Here is a 21,622-nt window from a genome sequence, read left to right on the forward strand (position 1 = left end):
CTTCAGCCGCCCGAGCCCGGCAGCCGGTGGGCCATCGTTTCCCCGACGGATTCGCTGCCGGTGGTGTGCGCGGCGGTGACCGCCGCCTTGTAGGCATCGTCGGCCGACATGCTGGAGTTCATCGCCGGTGCGGCGGTCGACTGGCCGATGGCCTCGCTGCTGCCGCCGGCATGGGACGTGGCGATGGCTTCGCGCCGCACGTCATCGGGATTCACCGTCGAATTCATCGCTCGGGGGCTGGTGGACTGCCCGATGGCCTCGGTGCCACTGGCCTCGCGTTCGTCCTGAACCTGCGCCTGCGCAAAGGCGGATGCCGCACCGAGTGCGGCAATGGCGGTGATGGCGGCAGTCACGACGTGACGGAAGTTTGCTTGCATGGTGGGATGTCTCCTGGAAAGCTTCACTCTAGGCAGGCAGAGTGAGCGCCCCATGAGCAAAGTCTTAGGCGGGCGTGAGCAGATGCACCCGCGCGATGAGTCCTCGCGTGCCCTCGCCATCCTCCAACCGATCCCGCAATTCGATGCGCAGGCCCTGACGTGCCGCCGCGGCCCGCGCGATCGCCAGCCCCAGCCCGCTGCCGCCGGGCGGCGTGCCCGGCACCCGGAAGAATCGATCGAACACCTGGTCACGCCATTCGGGCGCGATGCCGGGGCCATCGTCGACCACGTCCACCACGGCGCGGCCCTCGATCGCATGCAGGCGCACATCCACCGCGCCGCCTTCGGGCGTGTGGCGCAAGGCGTTGTCCACGAGGTTGTCGAACACGCTGTGCAGGTCTGCCGGCGACGCATCGAGCACCGGCGCGATGCGGCCCTCGAAGCCGACATCGACGCTGCGCTGGTCGGCCAGCATCATGCGCTGGCCCAGGCTCTCGCGCAGCAGCGCCGCCACGTCCACCGGCTTGCGTGCCTCGTCGACCGCCCCTTCCTGGCGCGACAGGTGCAACAGTTGCTCGATCAGGTGCTGCGCGCGGGTGACGCCAGCCTCCAACTGCGCAAAGCGCTCGCTCGCCTCTCCCGGCGGCACATGGCCGCGCAGGTTCTCGAGCTGAAGGCCGATGGCGGCCATCGGCGTGCGCAGTTCATGCGCGGCGTCCTGAACGAAGCGGCGCTGCGAGACGAAGGCGTTGCGCAGCCGCGCGAGCAGGCTGTTGAAGGCGGCGACCAGCGGTCCGATCTCGTCGGGCACGCGTGCCAGCGACAGCTCGGCCATGCTGCGCTCGTCTTGCGCGGCCACCTCTCGCGCGACCCCGCGCAGCGCGCGCGAGGTGGCGCTGACGATGAGCCACAGCATCAGCAAGGTGGCCGGCAGCATCAGCGCCAGCGGCAGGCTTTCATACAGCGTGCGCCTTGCGATGCGCTTTTGCCGGAAGGCTTCGCTCTGGAGCACCTGCACGCGCGGACGCTCTGACTGTTCCGCGTCAGCAGGCACCGTGAAGACGCGCCAGTGCTGCGCCTCGCCCGGCCCGGAGCGCACCTCGGCGAAGCCCGGCGCCTGCTGCAGCGGGACGGCAGCCACCGGATAGGCGCTCGCGAGCGGCATGGCGCCGTCGGCCGACCACTCCTGCACGACGATGGCGCCGTGCACCTGCACGTCGGTGGCATCCAGCGACTGCAAGGGCCCCGGCTTGCGATTGCCGGCACGCGACTCGGCCACCAGCCGCATCTGGTCATCCATGAAGGTGTGCACCATCCGCCCATAGGCGCCCAGGGAGAACCAGGCGGTGGCGGCCGCGGCGATCACATGCAGCGTGATGAGCCACAGCAAGAGGCGCGTGCGCAACGAGCGCGGGCGCCAGCGGCTCGCGTTCATTGCCAAACCTCCGCGCTGCGCGCTGCGGTGCGAGCTTGCTTGAGGCGGCCCGGCGCGGCGCCCCCGGGCCCCCACGCTCGGCACTTCGTGTCCTCGCTGCCCCCCAAGGGGGTGTGAGCTTGCTTGGGGCGGCCCGGCGCGGCGCTCATGCGGGCACTGCGACGCGCCAGCCCAGCCCTCGCACGTTGCGGATCGCGTCCGGCCCGATCTTGCGGCGCATGCCGTGGATCAGCACGTCGACGGCATTGCTGGTGACTTCCTCGCCCCAGCCGTAGATGCGGTTCTCCAGTTGCTCGCGCGACAGGATGGCGCCAGGCCGTTCGAGCAGCGCATGCAGCAACGCGAACTCGCGTGCGGTGAGCATCTCGCGCACGCCGTTCTGCAGCACCTCGCGCGTGGTCAGGTCGAGCTGGAGCGCACCGATCCCGATCAGCGAATGAGCAGCCCCGTCGCGCCGCCGCACGATGGCACGCATGCGGGCCAGCAACTCGCGGAAGGCAAAGGGCTTCAGCAGGTAGTCGTCCGCCCCGAGGTCAAGCACGTGGATGCGGTCCTCGATGTCGCCACGCGCGGTGAGCACCAGCACCGGCGTGGCATCACCGCTCTCGCGGGCGCGGCGCAGCACTTCCGTGCCGTCCCTGCCGGGCAGCCCGAGGTCGAGCAGCACACAGGTGTAGTCGCCATCGTCCAGCGCGCTTTGCGCCAGCGGTCCGTCCCGCACCCAGTCGACCGACCAGCCCGCGCCTTCGAGGGCCTGGCGCAAGCTGCGCCCGATCATTTCGTCGTCTTCCACCAGCAATGCGCGCACGGATGTCCTCGGTCTGCAAAAACCCAGGCGGGAGGCTACGCCTGAATTGTTAGGCGTGCATGAGGAGGGGTCAGAACTTTTCGTGCGGGCCCAGATAGCGCCACTGGCCGGCCGGCAGGTTGCCAAGCACCACGCGGCCGATGCGGATGCGCTTCAAGCCGACCACCTTCAGGCCGACCTGCTCGCACATGCGGCGGATCTGACGCTTCTTGCCTTCGGTGAGCACGAAGCGCAGCTGCTCGGGGTTCTGCCAGTCGACGCGCGCGGGCTTCAGCGGCTGGCCGTCGAGGCTCAGGCCGTGGCGCAGGCGCGCGAGTTGCGCGGGCGGAAACACCTTCTGCACGTCGGTCGCGATGTCGCCCTTGTCACCGGGGCCGCTGCCGGGGGGCGACCAGGTCACGCGCACCAGGTATTCCTTCTCGATGCCGGAGTCCTCGCCGATCAGCTGGCGCGCCACGCGGCCGTCCTGCGTCAGCACCAGCAGGCCGACCGAATCGATGTCGAGCCGGCCGGCCGGCGCCAGGCCGCGCAGCTGCGGCGGCGAGAAGCGATTCGTGCTCGGATCCTCGCGCCAGTGGGTGCGCGGGTTGATCAGCATCACCGCGGGCTCGTGGCCGTCCTCGGCCTGGCCGCTGACGTAGCCCATCGGCTTGTGCAGCAGGATGGTGACTTGCGTGGCCTGGTGGCCATGCGCCTTCCTGTCGACCTCGACGCGGTCCTCCGGCGTGACCTTCACGCCCATCAGCGCGACCTGGCCGTTGACCTTGACCCAGCCCTGCTCGATCCAGAGATCGGCCTCACGGCGCGAGCACAGGCCCAGCTCGGCCATGCGCTTGTTGAGGCGCACGGCGCCGGGGGCGGACGAGGATGGGGCGTCGGTCATGGTGGTGGCGATTATCCCGAAGCGCGCCAGGGCGCCCCAGTGTTGGCCGACGCGTGCTGCCTTGACATTCCTACACACGGCCTGCCGCGCCGTCGCACGCTGGGCTTTCGTTCAACGCGGAGTCAGGAGCCAACCATGCCAAGAGGTGACAAGTCCTCCTACACGGACAAGCAGAAGCGCCAGGCCGAGCACATCGAAAAGGGCTACGAGCAGCGCGGCGTCAGCGAAGACGAGGCCGAGCGCCGCGCCTGGGCCACGGTGAACAAGGAAACCGGCGGCGGCAAGAAGAGCGGCTCCGGGCGCGGCAAGCCTGAGAACCATGCGCCCTCGCGCAAGGGTGGCCGGCTGGGCGGCGCGGCCTCGGCATCACGCAGTGCAGCGGAGCGCTCGGCCTCGGCGAAGAAAGCCGCCGCGACGCGCAAGCGCCACGCGGCCGCGCGCCAGCAATAGCTTGCGCCTGTGCGGCAACGGGCCGCGTCAAGCCCGCAAGGAAGCCGGGGGTTGCTCCGCCGCAAGGAGCGCCCTGCGCATTGCCTCCACATCCACGCGCTCCAGGTAGCGCGGAATATTGCGCCAGAGCGTGTGGTAGCCATAGCCGCCGCGGAACATCTCGTGGCGCGCCGCATACTTGCTCCAGCCCTGCACCACCATGCGATAGAGCGCGATGACCACGCCGGTGCGATCTGCGCCATGCCAGCAGTGGACCAGCACGGGGCCCTTCTTCTCGGCTTCGCGGATCTCGATGAGCGCTTGCAACACCTCGTCGTCGTTGATCGACCAGGTGTCGATGCGTACGCGCCGGCGCTCGATGCCGGGATGGTCGCGAAACGCCCGCTCGTCGCTGTTGAAGGAGCGGAAGCTCAGCACCGTGCGAATGCCCAGCGCCTCAATCGTGGGCACGTCCTCGCGGCGCGGCTGGCCGCTGCGATAGAGCGTGGGCGTGACGCGGTGCAGGTTCTCCGGCGCCACGCTCGGCAGTTGGCCATGCAGCCGCTCGGCCCAGTGTCCGGGCCGCTCTTCGAGCACGGCGTAGTGCCGACGCGAACGGCGCTTCATTGCCGGGCGCTCCCACCACGGCGATGCAGCAACCAGAGGATGAGCGCGGCACCACCCAACCCGATCCAGTAGTCCACCGGCGCACCGAACAGCCAGTGCGGATGCCAGACGGCATGCCCCGGATCGAACTTGGCCCAGCCATAGGCCGGATTGGCCACGAACCAGACGAAGTCCTCGACCATCCAGAAGGTCATGACCCCGGCCAGTGCGAGCGCGGCATCGCGCCAACTCCACCGGCCGTTGAAGGCCAAGGGCGAGAAGAACACCAATGCCATGAAGGAGAACACCCAGGCGTGATAGCCGGTCATCGCGCGGCCACCCCAGAAGATGTCGAGCAGCCAGTGCTTCTCGACGCGCCAGGTGGGCAGGTTGGCGGCCCAGCCCGCGCTGCCTTCGATCTGGATTTCCACGTTGGCGAAGAAAAACGCCATCAGGAGTACCCACGCGAGGTACCCCGCAGTCCGACGAACGCTCATGCCTACCAGCAGTTCGCCTGGGTCAGTTCATTGCCGGCCAGGTCGTTGTTGGTCTTGGTGCCATCGGCCTTGATGCGGAATTCGAGGCAGGCGGTGTCGGCGGTTTGCCGGGTCCCTGTCTTGGGCTTTGCCTTGGCGAGGTATCCCGTGGCATCGGTGACCACCGTGAGCTGGTAGAAGGCCGACCCGCTCGAGTTGATATCCAACGGCCAAGTCGACCCGGCGCCGTAGCCGAGCGTCGGCGGATCGAGTGTGTATGAATTGGTATTGCTGAACACGCGTTCCTCCCTTGCTGCCAGATCCAACAACGCATTCTTGGCGTCGGCCCTGCGCGACTTGAGGATGTACGACTGATAGGACGGATAGGCGATGGCGCTCAGAATCCCGATCACGGCCACTACGATCATCAGTTCGATCAGCGTGAAGCCTCGCACATGCTTGCGTCGCGACACCCGGCCGGCTTGACAAGAAAAAGTGGCCTTGATCATAGCGGCGTCCTCGCGTTGCATGGGTTTGCTGAAGTCCTGCGTTGTCGACGACAGCACATCAGCGCAGCTTGATCCAGGTTTGCCTACCATCGCCGCCAAAATACCTGAGCAGTTGCGGCTCAGGCGGCGTGGTGCCATCGCTTCTTTGTGTGAGCAGGTACTTCTGCTTACCAACGCTCACGATCGACGGCGAACCGACGCCGCTCAGGCCTATGCCGGCCACGATCTGGCCCGTGGGCGAAACGAAGTTGTCCGTGGCCGTGAAGTACGACTGTGCTGGCGGACCGCCGGTGACCGGGTCGATCGCCATCGTGAATCCCGAAGCCGGCTGCTGGTCGCAACTCAATGCCTGGTTCACCGCCGGCAACGTGGTGTTGACCACGAACAGGCCGTCGGAAATCACGGGGTTGTAGACGATCTGTTCGTTGGTGCCGGGCAACTCCACTGACCATCCGAACTTGTTATTGCCGCTGGTGCATGCGGTAGAGCCAGCCCAGCAAATTGGCGTCCGGGTCACCGTACGAGCCCCGGAAATCAGGCCATTAGAGTAAGTGGTGTCAGTAACCACGGTCTGCGACTGAAGCGTCGACAAGCTCACCGTCTGCGGCGCAACGAGGCTGGCGAGTTGTAGCGATCCCTTGGCGTTCCAGTTGGCCATGTCCCAGTCCCAGACACCAAGCATGTACTGCGTGCCAGTGGTGGGCGTGGCGGCGGAGGTCAGGGTTTGCGGAAAGATCTGACCCGTACCGAAGGTCAGCAACATACGCGGCGCGGTCGAGCCCGCAAGCACCGTGACGCCCGTGATCTGAGAGGTGATCGGCCGCCCTCCTGTGGAAAAGATCGGCGTCGAGCGGACGCTCCATGCGCTCGCCGTCGCGCTCGTGAGATCGAAGCGCCAGACATTGCCGAACACATCGCCCGCGTACACGTAGTCGGCCACATGGTCGCTGTCCAGGTCGGCCGAATTCACATACGAAATTCCGTTTCGGGCAGTGACCGTCGCACCGGAGGTTGTCGGGCCCGAGCCGGTGCCGGCCGGCAGGTAGCGGAAGGTCTTGGCGCCGGACGTCTGGTTGACCGTCATGATGAAGATGCCGGCGCCGCCGGTCTTGCTGTTGAGGCCGTTGCCGAAGATGACCGCCCAGTTGCCGTCATGCAGGCGCCGGATGATCGGGGTGCCATAGGTGCTCCCCAGGCTGTCCTTGCAGTTCACCGCCGGCACAGCGGGGGTGCTGCCGCTGGCGGGGACGGCGGCGGTGTCGGTCGTGCAAGTCAGGGTGCTCGAACTCCATTCGCCCAGCACAAGATTCGCCGCATTGGCCTCCGTGAAGTTGGCTGCGGTGGGCGTTGTGATATCGAGCGCGTAGATCGCGCCGTTGGCGATGCTGGTTTTGTCACCGATCACTCCGCCCGCATTGCCACCCGCGCCGAGTCCGCCCACGAGCCAGGTATGCCACTGGCCGCCGTAGTACAGGTCGCCGGTGCCGGGCGTGGCGTCGACGAAGGCGTTGTGGGCATATTGCGGCGATGAAAAATCGAGTGCCGACGTGGTGGAGTGAATGGTGTTGAGGACCGTCGCCGGCATGTAGGCAAGCAGTTCCTTGCCATCGTTGAAGGCCGTGGCGTCGAAAGTACCGCTGGCGGAGTAAGCCCCCGCGCGGAAACCATGCAGCAGGCCAGCGTTGCTGCCCACGTAGACCATGTTGGTCCGGGTCGCGTTGGCGGTCGCGAAGGCGGCATAGCTTGAGCCCTCGGGCATGGAGGTCAAGGGCGCCAGCAGGTCTTTCCAGGCGCCCTTGAACGGGGATTGCGGCGGCCCGACCCAGGTCGGACTCGAGTTGATGATGTCACCCAGCACGCTGTCGCGTGCGCGGTAGAGGCCGGTGCCGCTGGAAGTCCGCTCGTTGCTGCGGTCCCCGCGCAGGTAATTGAGGCGATTCGCATTGGCAGTGGCGTCGCCCGCGGTCAAAAGTGCCTTCTGACCGCCCGTGCCGCCGCCCAGGCTGTTCCACTGAAACGGGATGCCGACCGAGTTGTTGGAGGTGAGGATGGTGCGCGCCGAGGAGCCTTGTGCGGTGGTCGCGACGCCGGTGCTGGAACAGGCGCCACCCGTGAGAACGCAACTGGCATCCCAGTTGGCCGTCGGACTGATCGACAGAGCCTTGGTAGTGGAGTCGACAAGCAGGTTCTTCGCGGTGAGTTGCCCCCACCAGTTCACCGGGTGGTAGAACGCCAGGTAGATCTGCGACCCCACCTGCACTTGCGCCGACTGCTGGATGTTGATGCCGACGGAGCTAGCGGCCACGTTGACCGGCGCTGCCTTGAAGCAGACTATTTCGTGAACATTGCTGCCACCACCTGTGCCGGAGCTGAAGCCGAAGCGGAATTTGGACGGCAGCGGACCGTTCGACGCCGTGATCTGCTGCTTGTCGATGACGGTCTGCGCGGCGCCGCCGTCATAGCTGTAGCGGAGGCTGAGAAGGCCGTCCTGCGTGATCTTCAAGCCATACGTGATGGCCTTCGCGTCGCCCCGCCTCGGGTTCGCGGCGCCCTGCTGGCTGAAGATGGGGGACTGCACCGTGAGCGCGCTGGTCGCTATGAGCGGGTAGTCCAGCACCGTTTCAGTGGTCTGGCTCAGGGTCGGGATCCGATTGCCGTTGCGATCCCTGATGGTGCCGCTGCTGTAGTTCCAGAGGTACCCGGTGCGGCAGGTATTGCCGACGGCGATCTGCTGGAAGGTCGCGCTCAGGCTTGACGGGTAGTAGCTCGGGTACTGGCTGTTGAGCCAGGTCCAGTTGATATTGCCCGCACCCCGAAGGCTGACCCGGCCCGGCGCCGGACCCGGGCCGCTGGCGGTGTTGTCCAGCGGGTTGGGGAAGTTGCCGAATTCATCGATGCCCAGGCCCACATAAGCGCCCTGCAGGCCGTCATTATTGGGCTTGCCGTTGGCGCAGCTGTAGCCCAGGCTGCCGCCGAAGGCTCCGGTCTTGGTGTTGGCATCCACGCTCGTGACCAGGTCCCCGTTGACCAGGAAGAAGGCGATCCCGTCCGCGCCCGAGGCCTGCCCCCCCGGATTCACATAGCCATTGCCGCCATAGGTGACCGTCTTGAAGGTCACCTCGACGCCCTGGTTCGACGGAAAGTCGAACTTCGAATAGATGGCACCGGTCTGGTCGTTACCGTTGAAGCCGCCCAACTGGGTGTCGCCGTTAGTCAGGCGCAGCGCGCCGCTTCCGACCGGATCACCCGTCGTGCCGAGGCGCCCGGTGACGCCACCCACCAATGTCTCGCCCGCGTAGTACGGCAGCCCGACGCACTTGGGAATCGTGCCAGTGCCGTTGCCGGCGGTCAGGCAGGCTCCGGCAAGGCTTTGCCAAGGATACTGCGACGAGGCGCCGGTCAAGGTGTCGCTGATGACTGTCTGGGCCTGCGTGGTCAGCGCCCACCACCCCAGTGCGGGCAGCGCTATGAGTCGAAGGAAGTGTCTGAAAGTCATGGGATGGCGTTTCGGGTTAACAGCGGGTGTCGAAAGGGGGATAGCACCCATCCGACTTCGCATAGACGCTTTGCACCACGCTGACAGTGGACTCACGCCCGCCGTAGCCGACGGCTGTCACCTGGAACAGCCTCTTGCCGTACGCCTGTCCCAGCAGCGCGATGTGCAGGGCCGGACTCTTGGCATAGTTGACGTCGCTGACGGTGCCCTTGGTCGAATCGGTATTGATGTTGCCGGTGGCGGCTACCGGCATCTGTGGCGGCTTGTAGGTGATGCTGCTGCTCCAGGGAAGCGTCGCCGGAGTCAGCAGCTTGCTGTTGGCGCCGATGCAGACCCGCATGTTCAGCGGGTCGTTTCCATCGTACGTTCCGCTGCAGGATCCATCGAAGATCACATCCGTGTTGTTGTCCTTGTTCTGGCGGCTGAGCCAATCCTCGCCATAGCGCAAAGCGCTCTCGGCCGCTTGCAACGAGCGCTGCTTTTCCAGTGTGTTGCCGGCGATAGACTCTTGCGTGCCGAAGCTCCGGTACATGCTCACCGCCACCAGAGAAACGATGACCAGGATGAGCAGGCTGGTCAGCAATGCCACACCGCGTTGCACGCGGCGCCGTGTGACTGGAGTGTGTTGTTTCATTTCTTGTTCATCAAGTTGATGACCTGGACGACGGTGGCGGTTCCAGCCGAGCCGTCGGCGTTTCTCCGCGCGAATTGGAGCGTGACCCGTGCGGTGTAGACGCGACCCCAGAGCTTTGGACTCGCTGCCTCAATGCCGGAGGCCGGCATGTAGGTGTCGAGCGTTCCATCGTCATTGGTGTCGACGCCGTAACGGACGCTGAAGCCACTCACGTTGGTTGCCAACGCCACTGGCGCGTTCGCGCCCGTGCCGTCGTCCAGCGTGCATGTGAGCTCGTTGTTTGCGTTCAGGCGAAAGGTATTGACCGTGACGGCGCTGGTGCCCCCGCTGTAGGTGCCCCCCTGACAGTTCATCAGGCCGTCACCGCTCGCACGCTGGTAACGCACCGTGACGGAATCAGACGCTGCGCCCGTGCCGGTGCCAGTCGTTCCGGTGATGACCTGCTCTTTCGCAAATGTGTAGCTGGAGCCGTCAGCGCGGGTTACCGTAGGCGGATCGTCGAAGACGACGTTGCGCAAGGTATTCAGCGGGTCGACGAAATAGCCGGCCGACTGGATGGTGGTCGTCAGCATGGTGAGCGCAAGGCGCTGGCTGTCCTGCAACTGCGCAAGGTCGTCCTGCGCATTGAAGGTGTTCTTCATGTTCAGGTAAACGTTGAGCACGGCCGCGAGCAGGAACAGCGCGATGGCGATGGCCACCATCAGTTCGACCAGCGTAAAGCCGGCTTGTTGGACGGCGCGCAGGATGTGTCGGCTTCGCATGGACGTCGCCTCAAGGTTCGATATAGAGGGTGAACGACCGCCCGCCGCTCGTGCCAAAGCCGGTGCCCGCCGCCGTCTTCGTGGAATTGATGTACCTGTCGTTCCACTGGATCGTGAGGACGCAACTCACGGGCGTCGTCGTGGTGCGAGTCGAGCAATTGACGAGCGAAGTCGCCCCGGGGAGCAGGGCGTTGAGGTTGAATGCCCAGAGGCCGACTTCGCGCGTTGCGATTTGCTGCGGGGTGCACATGCTCTCGATCGTCGGCTTTGTAGCCGACTCGCAATTGTTCGGCCCCGCCGTCGTCAATACCCCGGTGGCGTCCGTTACGGTGGCGCCATTGGTGCTGAAGGTTCTCGCCACCACGCCCTCGCCCCAGAATTCCCTGCCGCCGTGCATCGCCGCCGCCAGGCTGTTCGCCTGCATCGCCACGATCGAGCGGCTGCTGGCCGTCTGCGTGCTGGAAATGGCCAGCGCCTGCATCTTGGCAAAGCCGAAGATGCCGATGGTGAGCAGCAGCACGGCGACCATCACCTCCAGCAGGGTGAAGCCGCGTTGCGCGAGTCGCGGACGACGCGGATGCGGCAGTGCCATGTGCATCATGGGCAGGTCCCAGTGAAAACCTGCTGCCGCCCGGCCAGGTTCAAGAGCACGCAGCGCGTGGCCTTGGCATTGACCGGACTGGTGTTGAGCGTCAGTCGCGCCGAGCCGCCCGGCAGGTTCAAGGCGAATCCATCGCGGCTGTAAGTGATCACGGCCAGGCCGCCGGTGGCGGTGAAGGTGTCGGTGTTGCTCCACTTCGCCTGCCTGCGAATGACCGTCTCTCCGGTGTCGACGGTGATGTTCGACGCATCGCCGTTGTTAAAGACCAGCCAGCCGTTCTGCCAGGCCGCGTCCGGGTTGGTCCCGTTGCAAACCGCGGAATTGGTGGCCGAGACCGCGCACACGGTCACGTTTTCTCCGCGACGGATCGCTTCGGCCCGCGCGAACTGCAAATCGCCGACGAAGGCATTGACCTCCGTGGCCACGCGGTTGCGCTGGGTCAGGTCAATGAAGGACGGCGCCGCGACGGTCGCGAGGATCGCGAGAACCGCGAGGACCACCATCAATTCGACGGCGGTCACGCCGCGCAGGTGGCGCGCTTCACGGGCGTTTGTCTGGAAGGTCGTGCGACGGGAGGCAACGACGCGGATCGGGCAATTCATCGATCAGGTACAGGTTGCTGGCGTTCTTCACCTGTGGCCTCCCTGGCCTGCTTTCCGCCCTGCACGAGGGCGAAAAGTAAGCCGATAGATTGCACTTTTTGAAGCCGCTTGAGTGAGTGCGCACGCACTTTCTCCGACAAACGGCACCCTGACGAGGATGGGCGGCGTGACTACAACTTCAGGGGTAGAGCACGCGGTCGAGCACGCGGCGCGCTGCGTCGGGCTTGCCCAACCGATGGCTGATCCCCGCCATGCGGGCGAGTTGTTCCGGTGCACCCATGAGGCGCGCGATCTTGTATTCGAGGCCGATGGTGTCGTAGGCCAGCCAGGCCGCGCCCTCCTCCATCAGGAAGCCGGCGTTGTGCTCCTCCTGGCCGGGAATCGGCGACACCAGCAGCATCGGCTTGCCGAGTGCGAGGCATTCGGAGATGGTCAGGCCGCCGGGCTTGGTGACCACCAAGTCGGCCGCGGCCATGAGCCGTTCCATCTCGTGGGTGAAGCCGATAGCGACCAGCCTTCCGGCCGCGCGCTGGCCCAGGCGCTTCAGAGCTTCATGCGCGGCTTCGTTGCGGCCGGCGACGGCGATGACCTGGAAGTCGCAGCCCGGTCCCTGGAGCGCCAGCACGCGCTCGACCATGCTCGGCAGGTCGCCCACGCCGGCGCCACCCGAGACCATGAGGATCACCTTGCGCGCCGGATCGAGGCCCAGCCGCGTGACGCTGGCGTCGCGCGCCAGCTCGGGCGCATCAGGCTGCGAGAACGCCGGCATGACCGGGATGCCGGTGACATGGATGCGATCGCTTGCGAGGCCACGTGCCCGCATGCGCACCGCCACTTCATCGGTGGCGGCGAGGTAGCCGGCCATGCCCGGCACGATCCACATGTTGTGCAGGTCGTAGTCGGTGACCTGCAGCCAGACCGGGCAGTCGATCCGGCCCTTGTTCTGCTCGCGCATCAGCAGTTCGGCGGGCAGGAAGTGGGTGCAGATGATCGCCTTGGGATCGACCCGGTGCACCTCGCGCAGCAGCGCGCCGGCGCTCACGCGCTCGATGCCACGGCGCAGGCGCTGCGATGTGGCGCTGTGCGGCGTGGTGTCGGTCAACTGGTGCAGGTAGGACCAGACCTCGGGCGCGCGGTTGACGAGCTTGATATACCAGTCGGTATAAATCCTGCGGAAGCCGCTGGGGAAGTGGGCCATGGCATCGATGTGGGTCGCGCCGCAGGGCGGTGTCATCGCTTGCGCGGTGGCGGCGAGTGCCTGGGCGGCGCGGACGTGGCCGTTGCCGGCGCTGACGCTGAGGATGAGGAGTTGCTGGGGTGTCATGGGCGTTGAAGTGGATCTTGACCGGCCGGCTTGTCGTGGGCTGCACCTCGATCGTGCCACGAGGCCGCTCGCACCCGCCCTAGTCGCATTGCAGTCCGTGCTCCCGCTGGAAGGCCTTGGCTTGCGCGGGCGGCTCCTTCGTGAGCAGAGCGCAGCCGGTGTAGTTGCCCAGCATGCGCCCCCTGTTCTCGTCGCGGAAGACCCAGTCGACCACCTGCGCACGCGAGAACTCGAAGCGCTCGCCGTTGTAGTACTTCTTGACCAGGCGCGGCTCGTTGGACAGCGTGCCCTCGAAGCCCTGGGCGGTGGGGAGAAAGTCGCCGACCCAGAAGTACTCCGTGTTCTTCTTGTCCGACACGGCGACCTTGAGCGCGAAGCCGGTGGTGCCGGGCGGCGGCGCGCTGGCGATGCGCAGGAAGTTGTCGAGGGTCGCCTTCGCCTGGTCCATGGCCCGGCGCATGGCGGGCTCGTTGGCGGCCATGTGCTTCACTTCATCGCGCTTGGCGCGCTCCGACAGGGACTGGGCCGCCTGGGCTGGCGCGTGGGCGGCGAGAAGGAAGGAAATCGCGGAAACAACGAGGGCGGCGGCGCGCATGGCATCAGGCTGGCAATGGATCGGTGAAATCGAAAGGCCGCGGCCCGCAGGCCCCGGTCGGTCGAAAGGTACCCGACATGAGGCGCGCGCCGACTTGCGCAAACTCGCCGATCGCAAGGATTGCACGAATGCGGAAAGTGAGACGACGGTGGCCACGGGGCGGGCGCACTGTCGAAGGCCGGATCAACAGCCGGGACGCAAATGTCGCGAAGGTTTCGCGAAGGTTGAAAGAACGAAAACCATACCTGGCCTCGACGAGGTGTCCCGCTTCGCCGGCTCCTACACCACCAGCCTGTAGCCCACCGCCGTCTCGGTCAACAGGTGCCGCGGCTGCGCCGGGTCGGCTTCCAGTTTCTGGCGCAAGTGCCCCATGTAGATGCGCAGGTAGTGGCTCTGTTCCGAGTGCGATGGACCCCACACCTCGCGCAACAGTTGCCGCTGCGTGAGCACGCGGCCGGGGTTTGCGGCGAGCGTGGCGAGCAGGCGGTATTCGGTGGGCGTGAGGTGCACTTCCTGGCCGGCGCGGCGCACGATGCGGGCGGCGCGGTCCAGTTCGATCTCGCCGAAGCGGAAGGTGGATTCGGGCTCGTCGCCACCACCGGTGGCGGCACGCGGGCGGCGCAGGTTGGCCCGTACGCGCGCGAGCAGTTCGCCCGAGCCAAAGGGCTTCGTGAGGTAGTCGTCCGCGCCGGCATCGAGCGCCTCGATCTTGTCGGTCTCGTCGGTGCGCGCAGAGAGCACGATGATCGGTACCGCCGACCAGCCGCGCACGTCGCGGATCAGCGTGACGCCATCGCCATCGGGCAAGCCGAGGTCGAGCACCAGCAGGTCGGGCTGGCGTGTGCCTGCCGCGGCGAGCCCGTCGCGCAGGTTGCCCGCCTCATGCACCTGCCAGCCCTCGGCCTCCAGCGCGCCACGCACGAAGCGACGGATCTGTGGCTCGTCTTCGATCACGATGGCGGTAGGTTGGGTCATGGCGTCGGGAGATCCGAAGGGCGCGAAGATGCACAGGAAGGGACGGGAAAGAATACATGGAAGTCCTGTCTTCTTTCGCGTCCCTCGCGGAAGCTTCACGCCCCCCTGGGCTACAGCACCTTGGTGATCGCGGCGATGAAGCGGGGCTTGTTCGGCGAGAGGGTCTTGCCGTCGGTGCCGGTGACTTCGTAGCTGCCCTCGTGGTTCGCGCCCTGGACCATGCCTTGCACGGACAGGCCGCTGCCTAGGTCATAGGCCAGGCCCACGCTGTAGTCGAGGTAGTTCGTGTAGCCCAGGCTGCGGATGTCCGGGGACATGAAGGTGTAGCCGACGCCGGCGTTCAGCGTGAGCCGGGTCACGACTTCCTTCGAGTACGTCAGGTTCAGGTAGCCCGTACCCGCGCCTTTCAGCCCCGAGCCGGCCTTGTTGCCGGCATAGTTGAAGTAGTCGTCCGACACGGTACCCGAGTACTTTGCCTTGAAGGTGCCGGCCACTTCGCTGGTGTAGCCCACAGAGCCGTAGAACTCGACGGTGTTGCCGGCGGTGTTGCCCGGATAGAGGTAGCTCCACATGCCGACGTCGAGGTCGAGCACGCCGGCCTTGAACTTGTAGCCGCCGTAAATGTCGCTCTCGATGCTGTTGCCCTTGAGCCAGTTCACGCTGGAGTTCCAGTTGCCGACGTAGAAGCCGCTGTCGCCGAAGGCGTAGTCGAAGCCACCCTGGATGGCGGGCTTGAAGCCCGAGGTCTTGAAGGTGCCGTCGTTGCGGCCGATCTGGTCCTGGTCCTGGCCGCGGAACTTGTAGTTGGTGGTGAGCGTGACGTTGCCCGTCAGCTTGGGCGCGGGCGCCGGTTCCGCTGTGGGCGCGGCGGCCGGCGTCTCCGTCTGCGCGATGGCAGAAGCCGGGACGGACAGGGCGGCGGCCAAGGCGGTCATGGCAGAGAAGGACAACGTTTTCACGAGAGCGTTTTGCATGAATTGGAAGCGCATTGAAAAGGAGCGCAGAGCGTAGGTGCGGGGGCGTAAAAGTCCCGTAAAAAACATCGACGCGCGCATAAAAGATTTGTGCGCATCGAAGGCACCAACGCTGTGCGGCTTGCTGTTGTTTGGCAATATGCGCAGCCTCGACAACGGTTCACATCCCTATGCTCATCAATTGCGTTGCATATGAAGACGGCATCAAGCTGGCGGACATCCAGGTCGATGAGATCCACGACTACGCCACACTGCCGGGTTGCTTTGTCTGGGTCGCGTTGCACGACCCGTCGCCCGAGGAACTCAACCGGCTGCAACCGGAATTCGGCTTGCATCCTCTGGCGGTCGAGGATGCGCATCAAGGACACACGCGGCCCAAGGTGGAGGAGTACGGCGAGTCCCTTTTCGTCGTGCTCCACTTGCTGGAGGCCGAGGCGGAGCAACCCTCCATGCTGCAGGTCGGGGAGGTGGACATCTTCGTCGGCCCGAACTACATCGTCTCGGTCCGCAATCGAAGCGAGCATGGTTTTGCCGACGTGCGCGAGCGTTGCGAGCGCGAGCCCGAGTTGCTGCGCAATGGCCCCGGCTTCGTGCTCTATGCGCTGATGGACGCGGTGGTCGACCGCTACTTTCCGATCATCGAGACGCTTGAGGCGGAGTTGGAAAGCATCGAGCAGCAGATCTTCACGCAGAAGGCGGCGCGTGCCAGCATCGAGCGGCTGTATGGTTTGAAGCAGCGCCTCACAGTGCTCAAGCACGCGGTCGCGCCCTTGCTCGAAGGGGCAGGCAAGCTGCATGGCGGGCGCGTGCCGCAGATCTGTGCCGGCACGCAGGAGTACTTCCGCGACGTGGTGGATCACCTGAACCGCATCAACAACACGATCGACGCGATCCGCGATTCCATCAGCGTGGCGATTCAGGTCAACCTCTCGATGGTGACGATCGACGATGGCGAAGTGGTCAAGCGCCTGGCATCGTGGGCCAGCATCTTTGCGGTGTGCACCGCGTTCGCCGGCATCTGGGGGATGAACTTCGAGGCGATGCCGGAGTTGAAGTGGCGGTACGGCTACCCGGCGGCCTTGCTGCTCATCAGCAGTATCTGCGGCTACTTGTATTACCGGTTCCGCCGCGCCGGCTGGCTCTGACGTCCTGACGCGCAATGCGTTCCCCGCCTGGGGCGAGGGGCGCATTTTTTACGCTTTCTTTACGGCGCCCTTCTCAGTCTCTGCACCGTTTTTACGCCCGGATTTCCAGAATCACAGCCTTCTCTGAGTATCAGGAGTGTGATGGATGGACATCGTATGGGTCGCCGCCACGGCGGCATGTTGGATCGTGATGTGCTGGGCCGTGGTCGGCCTGCACAAGCTCGAATCGCCCCGGAAGGAACGCTCATGATCGGCCTCGAAGCGCTCTACGGATTCGCGGGCCTGGTCACCGTGATCCTCTTCGCGTACCTGGTGTTCGCGCTGATCTGCGCGGAGGAGTTCTGAGATGAGCACCTCCGCCTGGGGCCTGTTGGCCCTTTTCCTCGTCGTGCTCGGCGTGCTGGCATGGCCGCTTGGTCGCTATCTGGCGGCGTTGTGCGAAGGGCACCTGCCGCGCTGGATTCTGCGCATCGAAGCGCCGCTCTACAGGATCGCCGGCGTGAAGCCGGATGAAGCGATGCACTGGAAGCTCTACGCTTTCGCACTGCTCGCATTCAATGCGGTGGGTGCGCTGGCCGTCTACGGACTGCAACGCCTGCAGGGCCTGCTGCCATTCAACCCCGCTGGCATGGCGGCCGTGTCCCCGGACTCGTCCTTCAACACCGCGGTGAGCTTCGTGACCAACACCAACTGGCAGGGCTATGCGGGTGAGTCGACGATGAGCTATCTGACGCAGATGCTCGGCCTCTCGGTGCAGAACTTCTTCTCGGCCGCCACCGGCATCGCCGTCGCTTTCGCGCTGGCGCGCGGTTTTGCGGCGCGCCGCACCGACGGCAAGGGTTTCGTCGGCAACTTCTGGGTCGACATGACACGCATCACCGCGTGGCTGCTGCTGCCGATCTCGTTCGTGATCGCCGTCTTCTTTGTCGGCCAGGGCGTGATCCAGAACTTCGACGCCTACAAGGAAGTCACCACGATCGAGGTGAATGCCTACCAAGCGCCCAAACTGGATGCGCAGGGCCAACCGCTCAAGGACGCGCAGGGCAACGCGGTCACCGAGGATGCCAAGACCAACACGCAGACGCTGGCCATGGGGCCAGTCGCGTCGCAGGAAGCCATCAAGATGCTGGGCACCAACGGTGGCGGCTTCTTCAATGCCAACTCGGCACATCCCTACGAGAACCCGACGGCGCTGTCGAACTTCGTCCAGATGCTGGCGATCTTCCTGATCCCGGCCGCCCTGTGCTTTGCGTTCGGGCGCCTGGTGGGCGACCAGCGGCAAGGCTGGGCCATCTTGGCCGCGATGACGGTGATGTTCGTCGTGGCGGTGATCGCGGGCACGCCCGCCGAGCAGGCCGGCAATCCATTGCTCACGCCACTTGGTGTGGATCAAGGCGCCTCGGCGCTGCAGGCCGGCGGCAACATGGAAGGCAAGGAACTGCGCTTCGGCATCACTGCCTCGTCGTTGTTCGCGGCCATCACGACGGCCGCCTCGTGCGGCGCCGTCAACGGCATGCACGACTCCTTCACGCCGCTGGGCGGCATGGTGCCGCTGGTGCTGATGCAACTGGGCGAAGTGGTTTTCGGCGGCGTGGGCACGGGCCTCTACAGCATGCTGATCTTCGCGATCCTGGCGGTGTTCATCGCGGGGCTGATGATCGGCCGCACGCCGGAATACCTGGGCAAGAAGATCGAGGTCTACGAGATGAAGCTCACCTCGATCGCGATCCTGGTCACGCCGATCCTGGTGCTGGCCGGCACGGCCATCGCGGTGATTGCGGATGCGGGCAAGGCGGGCATCGCCAATCCGGGTGCGCATGGCTTCTCGGAAATCCTTTATGCGCTGACCTCGGCCGGCAACAACAACGGCAGTGCCTTTGCGGGGCTGTCGGCCAACACGCCCTTCTACAACGCGCTGCTGGCGGTCGTGATGTGGTTCGGCCGCTTCGGCGTGATCGTGCCGGTGCTGGCGATCGCGGGTGCGCTTGCTGCCAAGAAGCGCCTGCCGGTCACCGCCGGGACCATGCCCACGCATGGGCCGCTGTTCGTCACGCTGTTGATCGGAACGGTGCTGCTGGTGGGCTTGCTCAACTACGTGCCGGCATTGGCCTTGGGTCCGATCGTCGAGCACCTGATGCTGTGGAAATGAAGCACCGCTTCATTGGGAACAACTGATATGCAAACCAAAACCTCCCTGTCGCTGTTCGACGCGACACTTCTGCGACCCGCGCTGTGGGCTTCGGTCACCAAGCTGAGCCCGCGCGTGCAATGGCGCAATCCGGTGATGTTCATCGTCTACATCGGCAGCATCCTCACCTCCGCGCTGTGGTTGCATTCGATGAGCTTCCCGGGCGACACCGGGATGTCGCCGGCCTTCGTGCTGGCGGTGTCGATCTGGCTGTGGTTCACGGTGCTGTTCGCCAACTTTGCCGAGGCGCTGGCCGAAGGCCGCAGCAAGGCGCAGGCCGCGTCGCTGCGCGGGCTGCGCAAGGACACCTGGGCCAAGAAGCTGGAAGAACCCTTCCACGGCGCCAAGTGGCTGCCGCAACAGGCGCTCGACCTGCGCAAGGACAACGTCGTGCTGGTCGAAGCCAACGACGTCATCCCGCTTGACGGCGAAGTGATCGAAGGCGTGGCCTCGGTTGACGAAAGCGCGATCACCGGCGAATCCGCTCCCGTGGTGCGCGAAGCCGGTGGCGACTTCTCGGCCGTGACCGGCGGCACGCGCGTGCTGTCGGACTGGCTGGTGGTGCGCATCACGGTCAATCCCGGCGAGTCCTTCCTGGACCGCATGATCAGCATGGTCGAGGCGGCCAAGCGCCAGAAGACGCCCAACGAGATCGCGCTGACCATCCTGCTGGTGGCGCTGACGATCGTGTTCCTGGTCGTCACCGCCACGCTGCTGCCCTACTCCGTGTTCAGCGTGAGCGTGGCGGGTGCGGGCACGGTCGTGTCGCTCACGGCGCTAGTGGCGCTGCTGGTGTGCCTGATCCCCACCACCATCGGCGGCCTGCTGTCGGCCATCGGCGTGGCCGGCATGAGCCGCATGATGCAGGCCAACGTGATCGCTACATCGGGCCGCGCGGTGGAAGCTGCGGGCGACGTGGACGTGCTGCTGCTCGACAAGACCGGCACCATCACGCACGGCAACCGCCAGGCCAGCGCCATGCTGCCGGCGCCCGGCGTCACGGCCGAGCGCCTGGCGCGCGCGGCCTTGCTGGCCTCACTGGCCGACGAGACGCCCGAGGGCCGCAGCATCGTCGAACTCGCACGCCGCGGCGGCGCCGACGACAGCGCGGTCGAGGGCACGCATTTCGTGCCATTCACGGCGCAGACGCGCATGAGCGGCGTCGACCTGCCGGCCGCGCCGAACAGCCTTGACGTGGCGCCCATCATGCTGCGCAAGGGCGCGGTCGATGCGGTGCGCAAGCACGTCGAAGCGCTGGGCGGCAGCCTGCCGCCGCAGATGGCGCGCGCAGCCGAGGAAGTGGCTCGCCGCGGCAGCACGCCGCTGGCCGTCGCGGAAGGCCAGCGCGTGCTGGGCATCGTCGAGCTCAAGGACATCGTCAAGGTCGGCATCAAGGAACGCTTTGCCGAACTGCGCCGCATGGGCATCAAGACGGTGATGATCACCGGCGACAACAAGCTCACGGCAGCGGCCATCGCGGCCGAAGCCGGGGTCGACGACTTCCTGGCAGAGGCGACGCCCGAGGACAAGCTGGCCCTGATCCGCAAGTACCAGGCCGACGGCAGCCTCATCGCGATGACTGGCGACGGCACCAACGATGCGCCTGCACTTGCGCAGGCCGACGTGGCCGTGGCAATGGGCAGCGGCACGCAGGCCGCGAAGGAAGCCGGCAACATGGTCGACCTCGACTCCAACCCGACCAAGCTGCTCGAAGTGGTGGAAACGGGCAAGGCCTTGCTGATGACGCGCGGCTCGCTCACCACCTTCTCGATCGCGAACGACGTGGCGAAGTACTTCGCCATCATCCCGGCGATCTTCGTGTCGACCTACCCGCAGCTGGGCGCGCTCAACGTGATGAAGCTCGCCAGCCCGTCGTCGGCCATCCTGTCGGCGGTGATCTTCAATGCGCTGGTGATCGTGTTCCTGATCCCGCTTGCATTGAAGGGCGTGCGCTACCGTCCGATCGGCGCGGCCTCGCTGCTGCGCCGCAACCTGGCCATCTACGGGCTGGGCGGCCTCATCGTGCCCTTCATCGGCATCAAGCTCATCGACTGGCTGCTGGTCGCGGTCGGTCTTGTCTGAGGATCTTTCACCATGAATCAAATTGTTCGCCCTGCCCTCGTGCTGTTCGTGCTGCTCAGCGCGCTCACCGGGTTTCTCTATCCCCTGGCCGTGACCGGCACCGCGAAAGCGGTGTTCCCGGAGCAGGCGGCCGGCAGCCTCATCGTGCGCGATGGCAAGGCGGTCGGTTCGACCCTGATCGGCCAGAACTTCAGCGACCCGGCCCACTTCTGGGGCCGGCCGTCGGCGACTGCGCCGATGGCGTACAACGCGGGCGCCTCGGGCGGCTCCAACCAGGGGCCGCTGAACCCGGCCCTGGTCGACGCCGTCAAGGGCCGCGTCGAAGCATTGCGCGCGGCCGATCCGGGCAACACCGTGCCGGTGCCGGTCGACCTCGTCACCGCGTCGGCCAGCGGGCTCGATCCGCACATCAGCGTGGCCGCGGCGCGCTACCAGGCGGCACGCGTGGCACGCGAGCACAAGCTGCCGGTCGATCGCGTCGAGCAGTTGATCAACGAGCAGACCGAGCGTCCGTTACTCGGCTTCCTCGGCGAGGCTCGCGTGAACGTGCTGGCGCTCAACATCGCGCTGGATGCGCTGGCGCCAGCGCCTTGAAGCGTTGCGATGTTCATAGACGTTCTCCATGCGCTGTGCGCGCTCGCCGTGGTATTCCTGCCGATGGGCATGGCCTGGTTCATCGTGCGGTGGACGACACGGGGTCAGCGCCGCGCGAGGAAATCTCG

At 65.9% G+C, this 21,622-nt stretch carries 22 protein-coding genes; 6 read left to right on the forward strand and 16 right to left on the reverse strand.

Annotated features, from left to right (window positions below):
* Positions 1-2 precede the first annotated feature (2 nt).
* The 4 genes from WKW79_RS09940 to WKW79_RS09955 all read right to left on the reverse strand — a co-directional run bounded on the left by WKW79_RS09940 (position 3) and on the right by WKW79_RS09955 (position 3,503).
* Entirely contained in the window at positions 3-377 is a 375-nt protein-coding gene (locus WKW79_RS09940) for a hypothetical protein (protein ID WP_340334977.1), read from the reverse strand.
* Positions 378-441: 64 nt separating this feature from the next.
* Positions 442-1,812: a sensor histidine kinase gene (locus WKW79_RS09945; RefSeq protein WP_340334978.1), complete on the reverse strand. Its 1,371-nt coding sequence runs from the start codon at positions 1,810-1,812 to the stop codon at positions 442-444.
* A gap of 145 nt (positions 1,813-1,957) precedes the next feature.
* Positions 1,958-2,620 carry a response regulator gene (locus tag WKW79_RS09950; RefSeq protein WP_340334979.1) on the reverse strand — a complete coding sequence of 221 codons (663 nt, stop codon included), beginning with the start codon at positions 2,618-2,620 and terminating at the stop codon, positions 1,958-1,960.
* Between the two features lie 70 nt (positions 2,621-2,690).
* The gene (locus WKW79_RS09955) at positions 2,691-3,503 is read right to left on the reverse strand and encodes a pseudouridine synthase (protein ID WP_340334980.1); all 813 of its coding nucleotides are present in this window, start codon (positions 3,501-3,503) and stop codon (positions 2,691-2,693) included.
* A 135-nt stretch (positions 3,504-3,638) separates the two neighbouring features.
* Here WKW79_RS09955 and WKW79_RS09960 point away from each other — a divergent pair, with 135 nt between their 5' ends.
* Positions 3,639-3,953 (forward strand): plasmid stabilization protein, encoded by a 315-nt coding sequence (locus tag WKW79_RS09960; RefSeq protein WP_340334981.1) that lies wholly within the window; start codon positions 3,639-3,641, stop codon positions 3,951-3,953.
* Between the two features lie 27 nt (positions 3,954-3,980).
* Here WKW79_RS09960 and WKW79_RS09965 read toward each other — a convergent pair whose 3' ends face one another.
* The 12 genes from WKW79_RS09965 to WKW79_RS10020 all read right to left on the reverse strand — a co-directional run bounded on the left by WKW79_RS09965 (position 3,981) and on the right by WKW79_RS10020 (position 15,446).
* Positions 3,981-4,559, reverse strand: a complete 579-nt coding sequence (locus WKW79_RS09965) for a tyrosine-protein phosphatase (protein WP_340334982.1) — start codon at positions 4,557-4,559, stop codon at positions 3,981-3,983.
* Positions 4,556-4,990: a hypothetical protein gene (locus WKW79_RS09970; RefSeq protein ID WP_340334983.1), complete on the reverse strand. Its 435-nt coding sequence runs from the start codon at positions 4,988-4,990 to the stop codon at positions 4,556-4,558. The genes WKW79_RS09965 and WKW79_RS09970 overlap by 4 nt, the downstream gene beginning before the upstream one ends.
* 47 nt (positions 4,991-5,037) lie before the next feature.
* On the reverse strand, positions 5,038-5,523 hold the full coding sequence (locus WKW79_RS09975) for a type IV pilin protein (protein ID WP_340334984.1): 486 nt from the start codon (positions 5,521-5,523) through the stop codon (positions 5,038-5,040).
* Between the two features lie 58 nt (positions 5,524-5,581).
* Complete coding sequence (locus tag WKW79_RS09980) at positions 5,582-9,019, reverse strand: pilus assembly protein (RefSeq protein ID WP_340334985.1); 3,438 nt, start codon at positions 9,017-9,019, stop codon at positions 5,582-5,584.
* A 16-nt stretch (positions 9,020-9,035) separates the two neighbouring features.
* Complete coding sequence (locus WKW79_RS09985; protein WP_340334986.1) at positions 9,036-9,608, reverse strand: pilus assembly PilX family protein; 573 nt, start codon at positions 9,606-9,608, stop codon at positions 9,036-9,038.
* Positions 9,609-9,649: 41 nt separating this feature from the next.
* A complete protein-coding gene (locus WKW79_RS09990; RefSeq protein ID WP_340334987.1) occupies positions 9,650-10,414 on the reverse strand; it encodes a PilW family protein in 765 nt (254 codons plus the stop codon).
* A 10-nt stretch (positions 10,415-10,424) separates the two neighbouring features.
* Positions 10,425-11,006: a type IV pilus modification protein PilV gene (pilV, locus tag WKW79_RS09995; RefSeq protein WP_340334988.1), complete on the reverse strand. Its 582-nt coding sequence runs from the start codon at positions 11,004-11,006 to the stop codon at positions 10,425-10,427.
* Between the two features lie 5 nt (positions 11,007-11,011).
* Entirely contained in the window at positions 11,012-11,617 is a 606-nt protein-coding gene (locus tag WKW79_RS10000; protein ID WP_340334989.1) for a GspH/FimT family pseudopilin, read from the reverse strand.
* Positions 11,618-11,795: 178 nt separating this feature from the next.
* The gene (locus tag WKW79_RS10005; RefSeq protein WP_340334990.1) at positions 11,796-12,941 is read right to left on the reverse strand and encodes an MGDG synthase family glycosyltransferase; all 1,146 of its coding nucleotides are present in this window, start codon (positions 12,939-12,941) and stop codon (positions 11,796-11,798) included.
* A gap of 79 nt (positions 12,942-13,020) precedes the next feature.
* Positions 13,021-13,536, reverse strand: a complete 516-nt coding sequence (locus WKW79_RS10010) for a YegJ family protein (protein WP_340334991.1) — start codon at positions 13,534-13,536, stop codon at positions 13,021-13,023.
* Positions 13,537-13,815: 279 nt separating this feature from the next.
* Positions 13,816-14,511, reverse strand: a complete 696-nt coding sequence (gene kdpE, locus WKW79_RS10015) for a two-component system response regulator KdpE (protein WP_340334992.1) — start codon at positions 14,509-14,511, stop codon at positions 13,816-13,818.
* A gap of 110 nt (positions 14,512-14,621) precedes the next feature.
* Positions 14,622-15,446: a TorF family putative porin gene (locus tag WKW79_RS10020; protein ID WP_422823866.1), complete on the reverse strand. Its 825-nt coding sequence runs from the start codon at positions 15,444-15,446 to the stop codon at positions 14,622-14,624.
* 209 nt (positions 15,447-15,655) lie between these two features.
* Here WKW79_RS10020 and corA point away from each other — a divergent pair, with 209 nt between their 5' ends.
* The 5 genes from corA to kdpC all read left to right on the forward strand — a co-directional run bounded on the left by corA (position 15,656) and on the right by kdpC (position 21,494).
* Positions 15,656-16,630: a magnesium/cobalt transporter CorA gene (corA, locus tag WKW79_RS10025; protein WP_340334994.1), complete on the forward strand. Its 975-nt coding sequence runs from the start codon at positions 15,656-15,658 to the stop codon at positions 16,628-16,630.
* 246 nt (positions 16,631-16,876) lie between these two features.
* Positions 16,877-16,975 (forward strand): K(+)-transporting ATPase subunit F, encoded by a 99-nt coding sequence (gene kdpF / locus WKW79_RS10030; RefSeq protein WP_340334995.1) that lies wholly within the window; start codon positions 16,877-16,879, stop codon positions 16,973-16,975.
* A 1-nt stretch (position 16,976) separates the two neighbouring features.
* On the forward strand, positions 16,977-18,779 hold the full coding sequence (gene kdpA / locus WKW79_RS10035) for a potassium-transporting ATPase subunit KdpA (protein WP_340334996.1): 1,803 nt from the start codon (positions 16,977-16,979) through the stop codon (positions 18,777-18,779).
* Between the two features lie 27 nt (positions 18,780-18,806).
* Positions 18,807-20,900, forward strand: a complete 2,094-nt coding sequence (gene kdpB / locus WKW79_RS10040; protein ID WP_340334997.1) for a potassium-transporting ATPase subunit KdpB — start codon at positions 18,807-18,809, stop codon at positions 20,898-20,900.
* A gap of 12 nt (positions 20,901-20,912) precedes the next feature.
* On the forward strand, positions 20,913-21,494 hold the full coding sequence (gene kdpC, locus WKW79_RS10045) for a potassium-transporting ATPase subunit KdpC (RefSeq protein ID WP_340334998.1): 582 nt from the start codon (positions 20,913-20,915) through the stop codon (positions 21,492-21,494).
* Positions 21,495-21,622 lie beyond the last annotated feature (128 nt).

The organism is Variovorax robiniae, assembly GCF_037889955.1.
Classification (GTDB): Bacteria; Pseudomonadota; Gammaproteobacteria; order Burkholderiales; family Burkholderiaceae_C; genus Variovorax; species Variovorax robiniae.

Excerpts from the sequence above, each read along its gene's own strand:
- WKW79_RS09940 (WP_340334977.1), bottom strand. The coding sequence starts at position 377 with ATGCAAGCAAACTTCCGTCACGTCGTGACTGCCGCCATCACCGCCATT.
- WKW79_RS09945 (WP_340334978.1), bottom strand. The coding sequence starts at position 1,812 with ATGAACGCGAGCCGCTGGCGCCCGCGCTCGTTGCGCACGCGCCTCTTG.
- WKW79_RS09955 (WP_340334980.1), bottom strand. The coding sequence starts at position 3,503 with ATGACCGACGCCCCATCCTCGTCCGCCCCCGGCGCCGTGCGCCTCAAC.
- WKW79_RS09960 (WP_340334981.1), top strand. The coding sequence starts at position 3,639 with ATGCCAAGAGGTGACAAGTCCTCCTACACGGACAAGCAGAAGCGCCAG.
- WKW79_RS09965 (WP_340334982.1), bottom strand. The coding sequence starts at position 4,559 with ATGAAGCGCCGTTCGCGTCGGCACTACGCCGTGCTCGAAGAGCGGCCC.
- WKW79_RS09970 (WP_340334983.1), bottom strand. The coding sequence starts at position 4,990 with ATGGCGTTTTTCTTCGCCAACGTGGAAATCCAGATCGAAGGCAGCGCG.
- WKW79_RS09975 (WP_340334984.1), bottom strand. The coding sequence starts at position 5,523 with ATGATCAAGGCCACTTTTTCTTGTCAAGCCGGCCGGGTGTCGCGACGC.
- WKW79_RS09980 (WP_340334985.1), bottom strand. The coding sequence starts at position 9,019 with ATGACTTTCAGACACTTCCTTCGACTCATAGCGCTGCCCGCACTGGGG.
- WKW79_RS09990 (WP_340334987.1), bottom strand. The coding sequence starts at position 10,414 with ATGCGAAGCCGACACATCCTGCGCGCCGTCCAACAAGCCGGCTTTACG.
- pilV (WP_340334988.1), bottom strand. The coding sequence starts at position 11,006 with ATGGCACTGCCGCATCCGCGTCGTCCGCGACTCGCGCAACGCGGCTTC.
- WKW79_RS10000 (WP_340334989.1), bottom strand. The coding sequence starts at position 11,617 with ATGAATTGCCCGATCCGCGTCGTTGCCTCCCGTCGCACGACCTTCCAG.
- WKW79_RS10005 (WP_340334990.1), bottom strand. The coding sequence starts at position 12,941 with ATGACACCCCAGCAACTCCTCATCCTCAGCGTCAGCGCCGGCAACGGC.
- WKW79_RS10010 (WP_340334991.1), bottom strand. The coding sequence starts at position 13,536 with ATGCGCGCCGCCGCCCTCGTTGTTTCCGCGATTTCCTTCCTTCTCGCC.
- kdpE (WP_340334992.1), bottom strand. The coding sequence starts at position 14,511 with ATGACCCAACCTACCGCCATCGTGATCGAAGACGAGCCACAGATCCGT.
- WKW79_RS10020 (WP_422823866.1), bottom strand. The coding sequence starts at position 15,446 with ATGACCGCCTTGGCCGCCGCCCTGTCCGTCCCGGCTTCTGCCATCGCG.
- corA (WP_340334994.1), top strand. The coding sequence starts at position 15,656 with ATGCTCATCAATTGCGTTGCATATGAAGACGGCATCAAGCTGGCGGAC.
- kdpF (WP_340334995.1), top strand. The coding sequence starts at position 16,877 with ATGATCGGCCTCGAAGCGCTCTACGGATTCGCGGGCCTGGTCACCGTG.
- kdpA (WP_340334996.1), top strand. The coding sequence starts at position 16,977 with ATGAGCACCTCCGCCTGGGGCCTGTTGGCCCTTTTCCTCGTCGTGCTC.
- kdpB (WP_340334997.1), top strand. The coding sequence starts at position 18,807 with ATGCAAACCAAAACCTCCCTGTCGCTGTTCGACGCGACACTTCTGCGA.
- kdpC (WP_340334998.1), top strand. The coding sequence starts at position 20,913 with ATGAATCAAATTGTTCGCCCTGCCCTCGTGCTGTTCGTGCTGCTCAGC.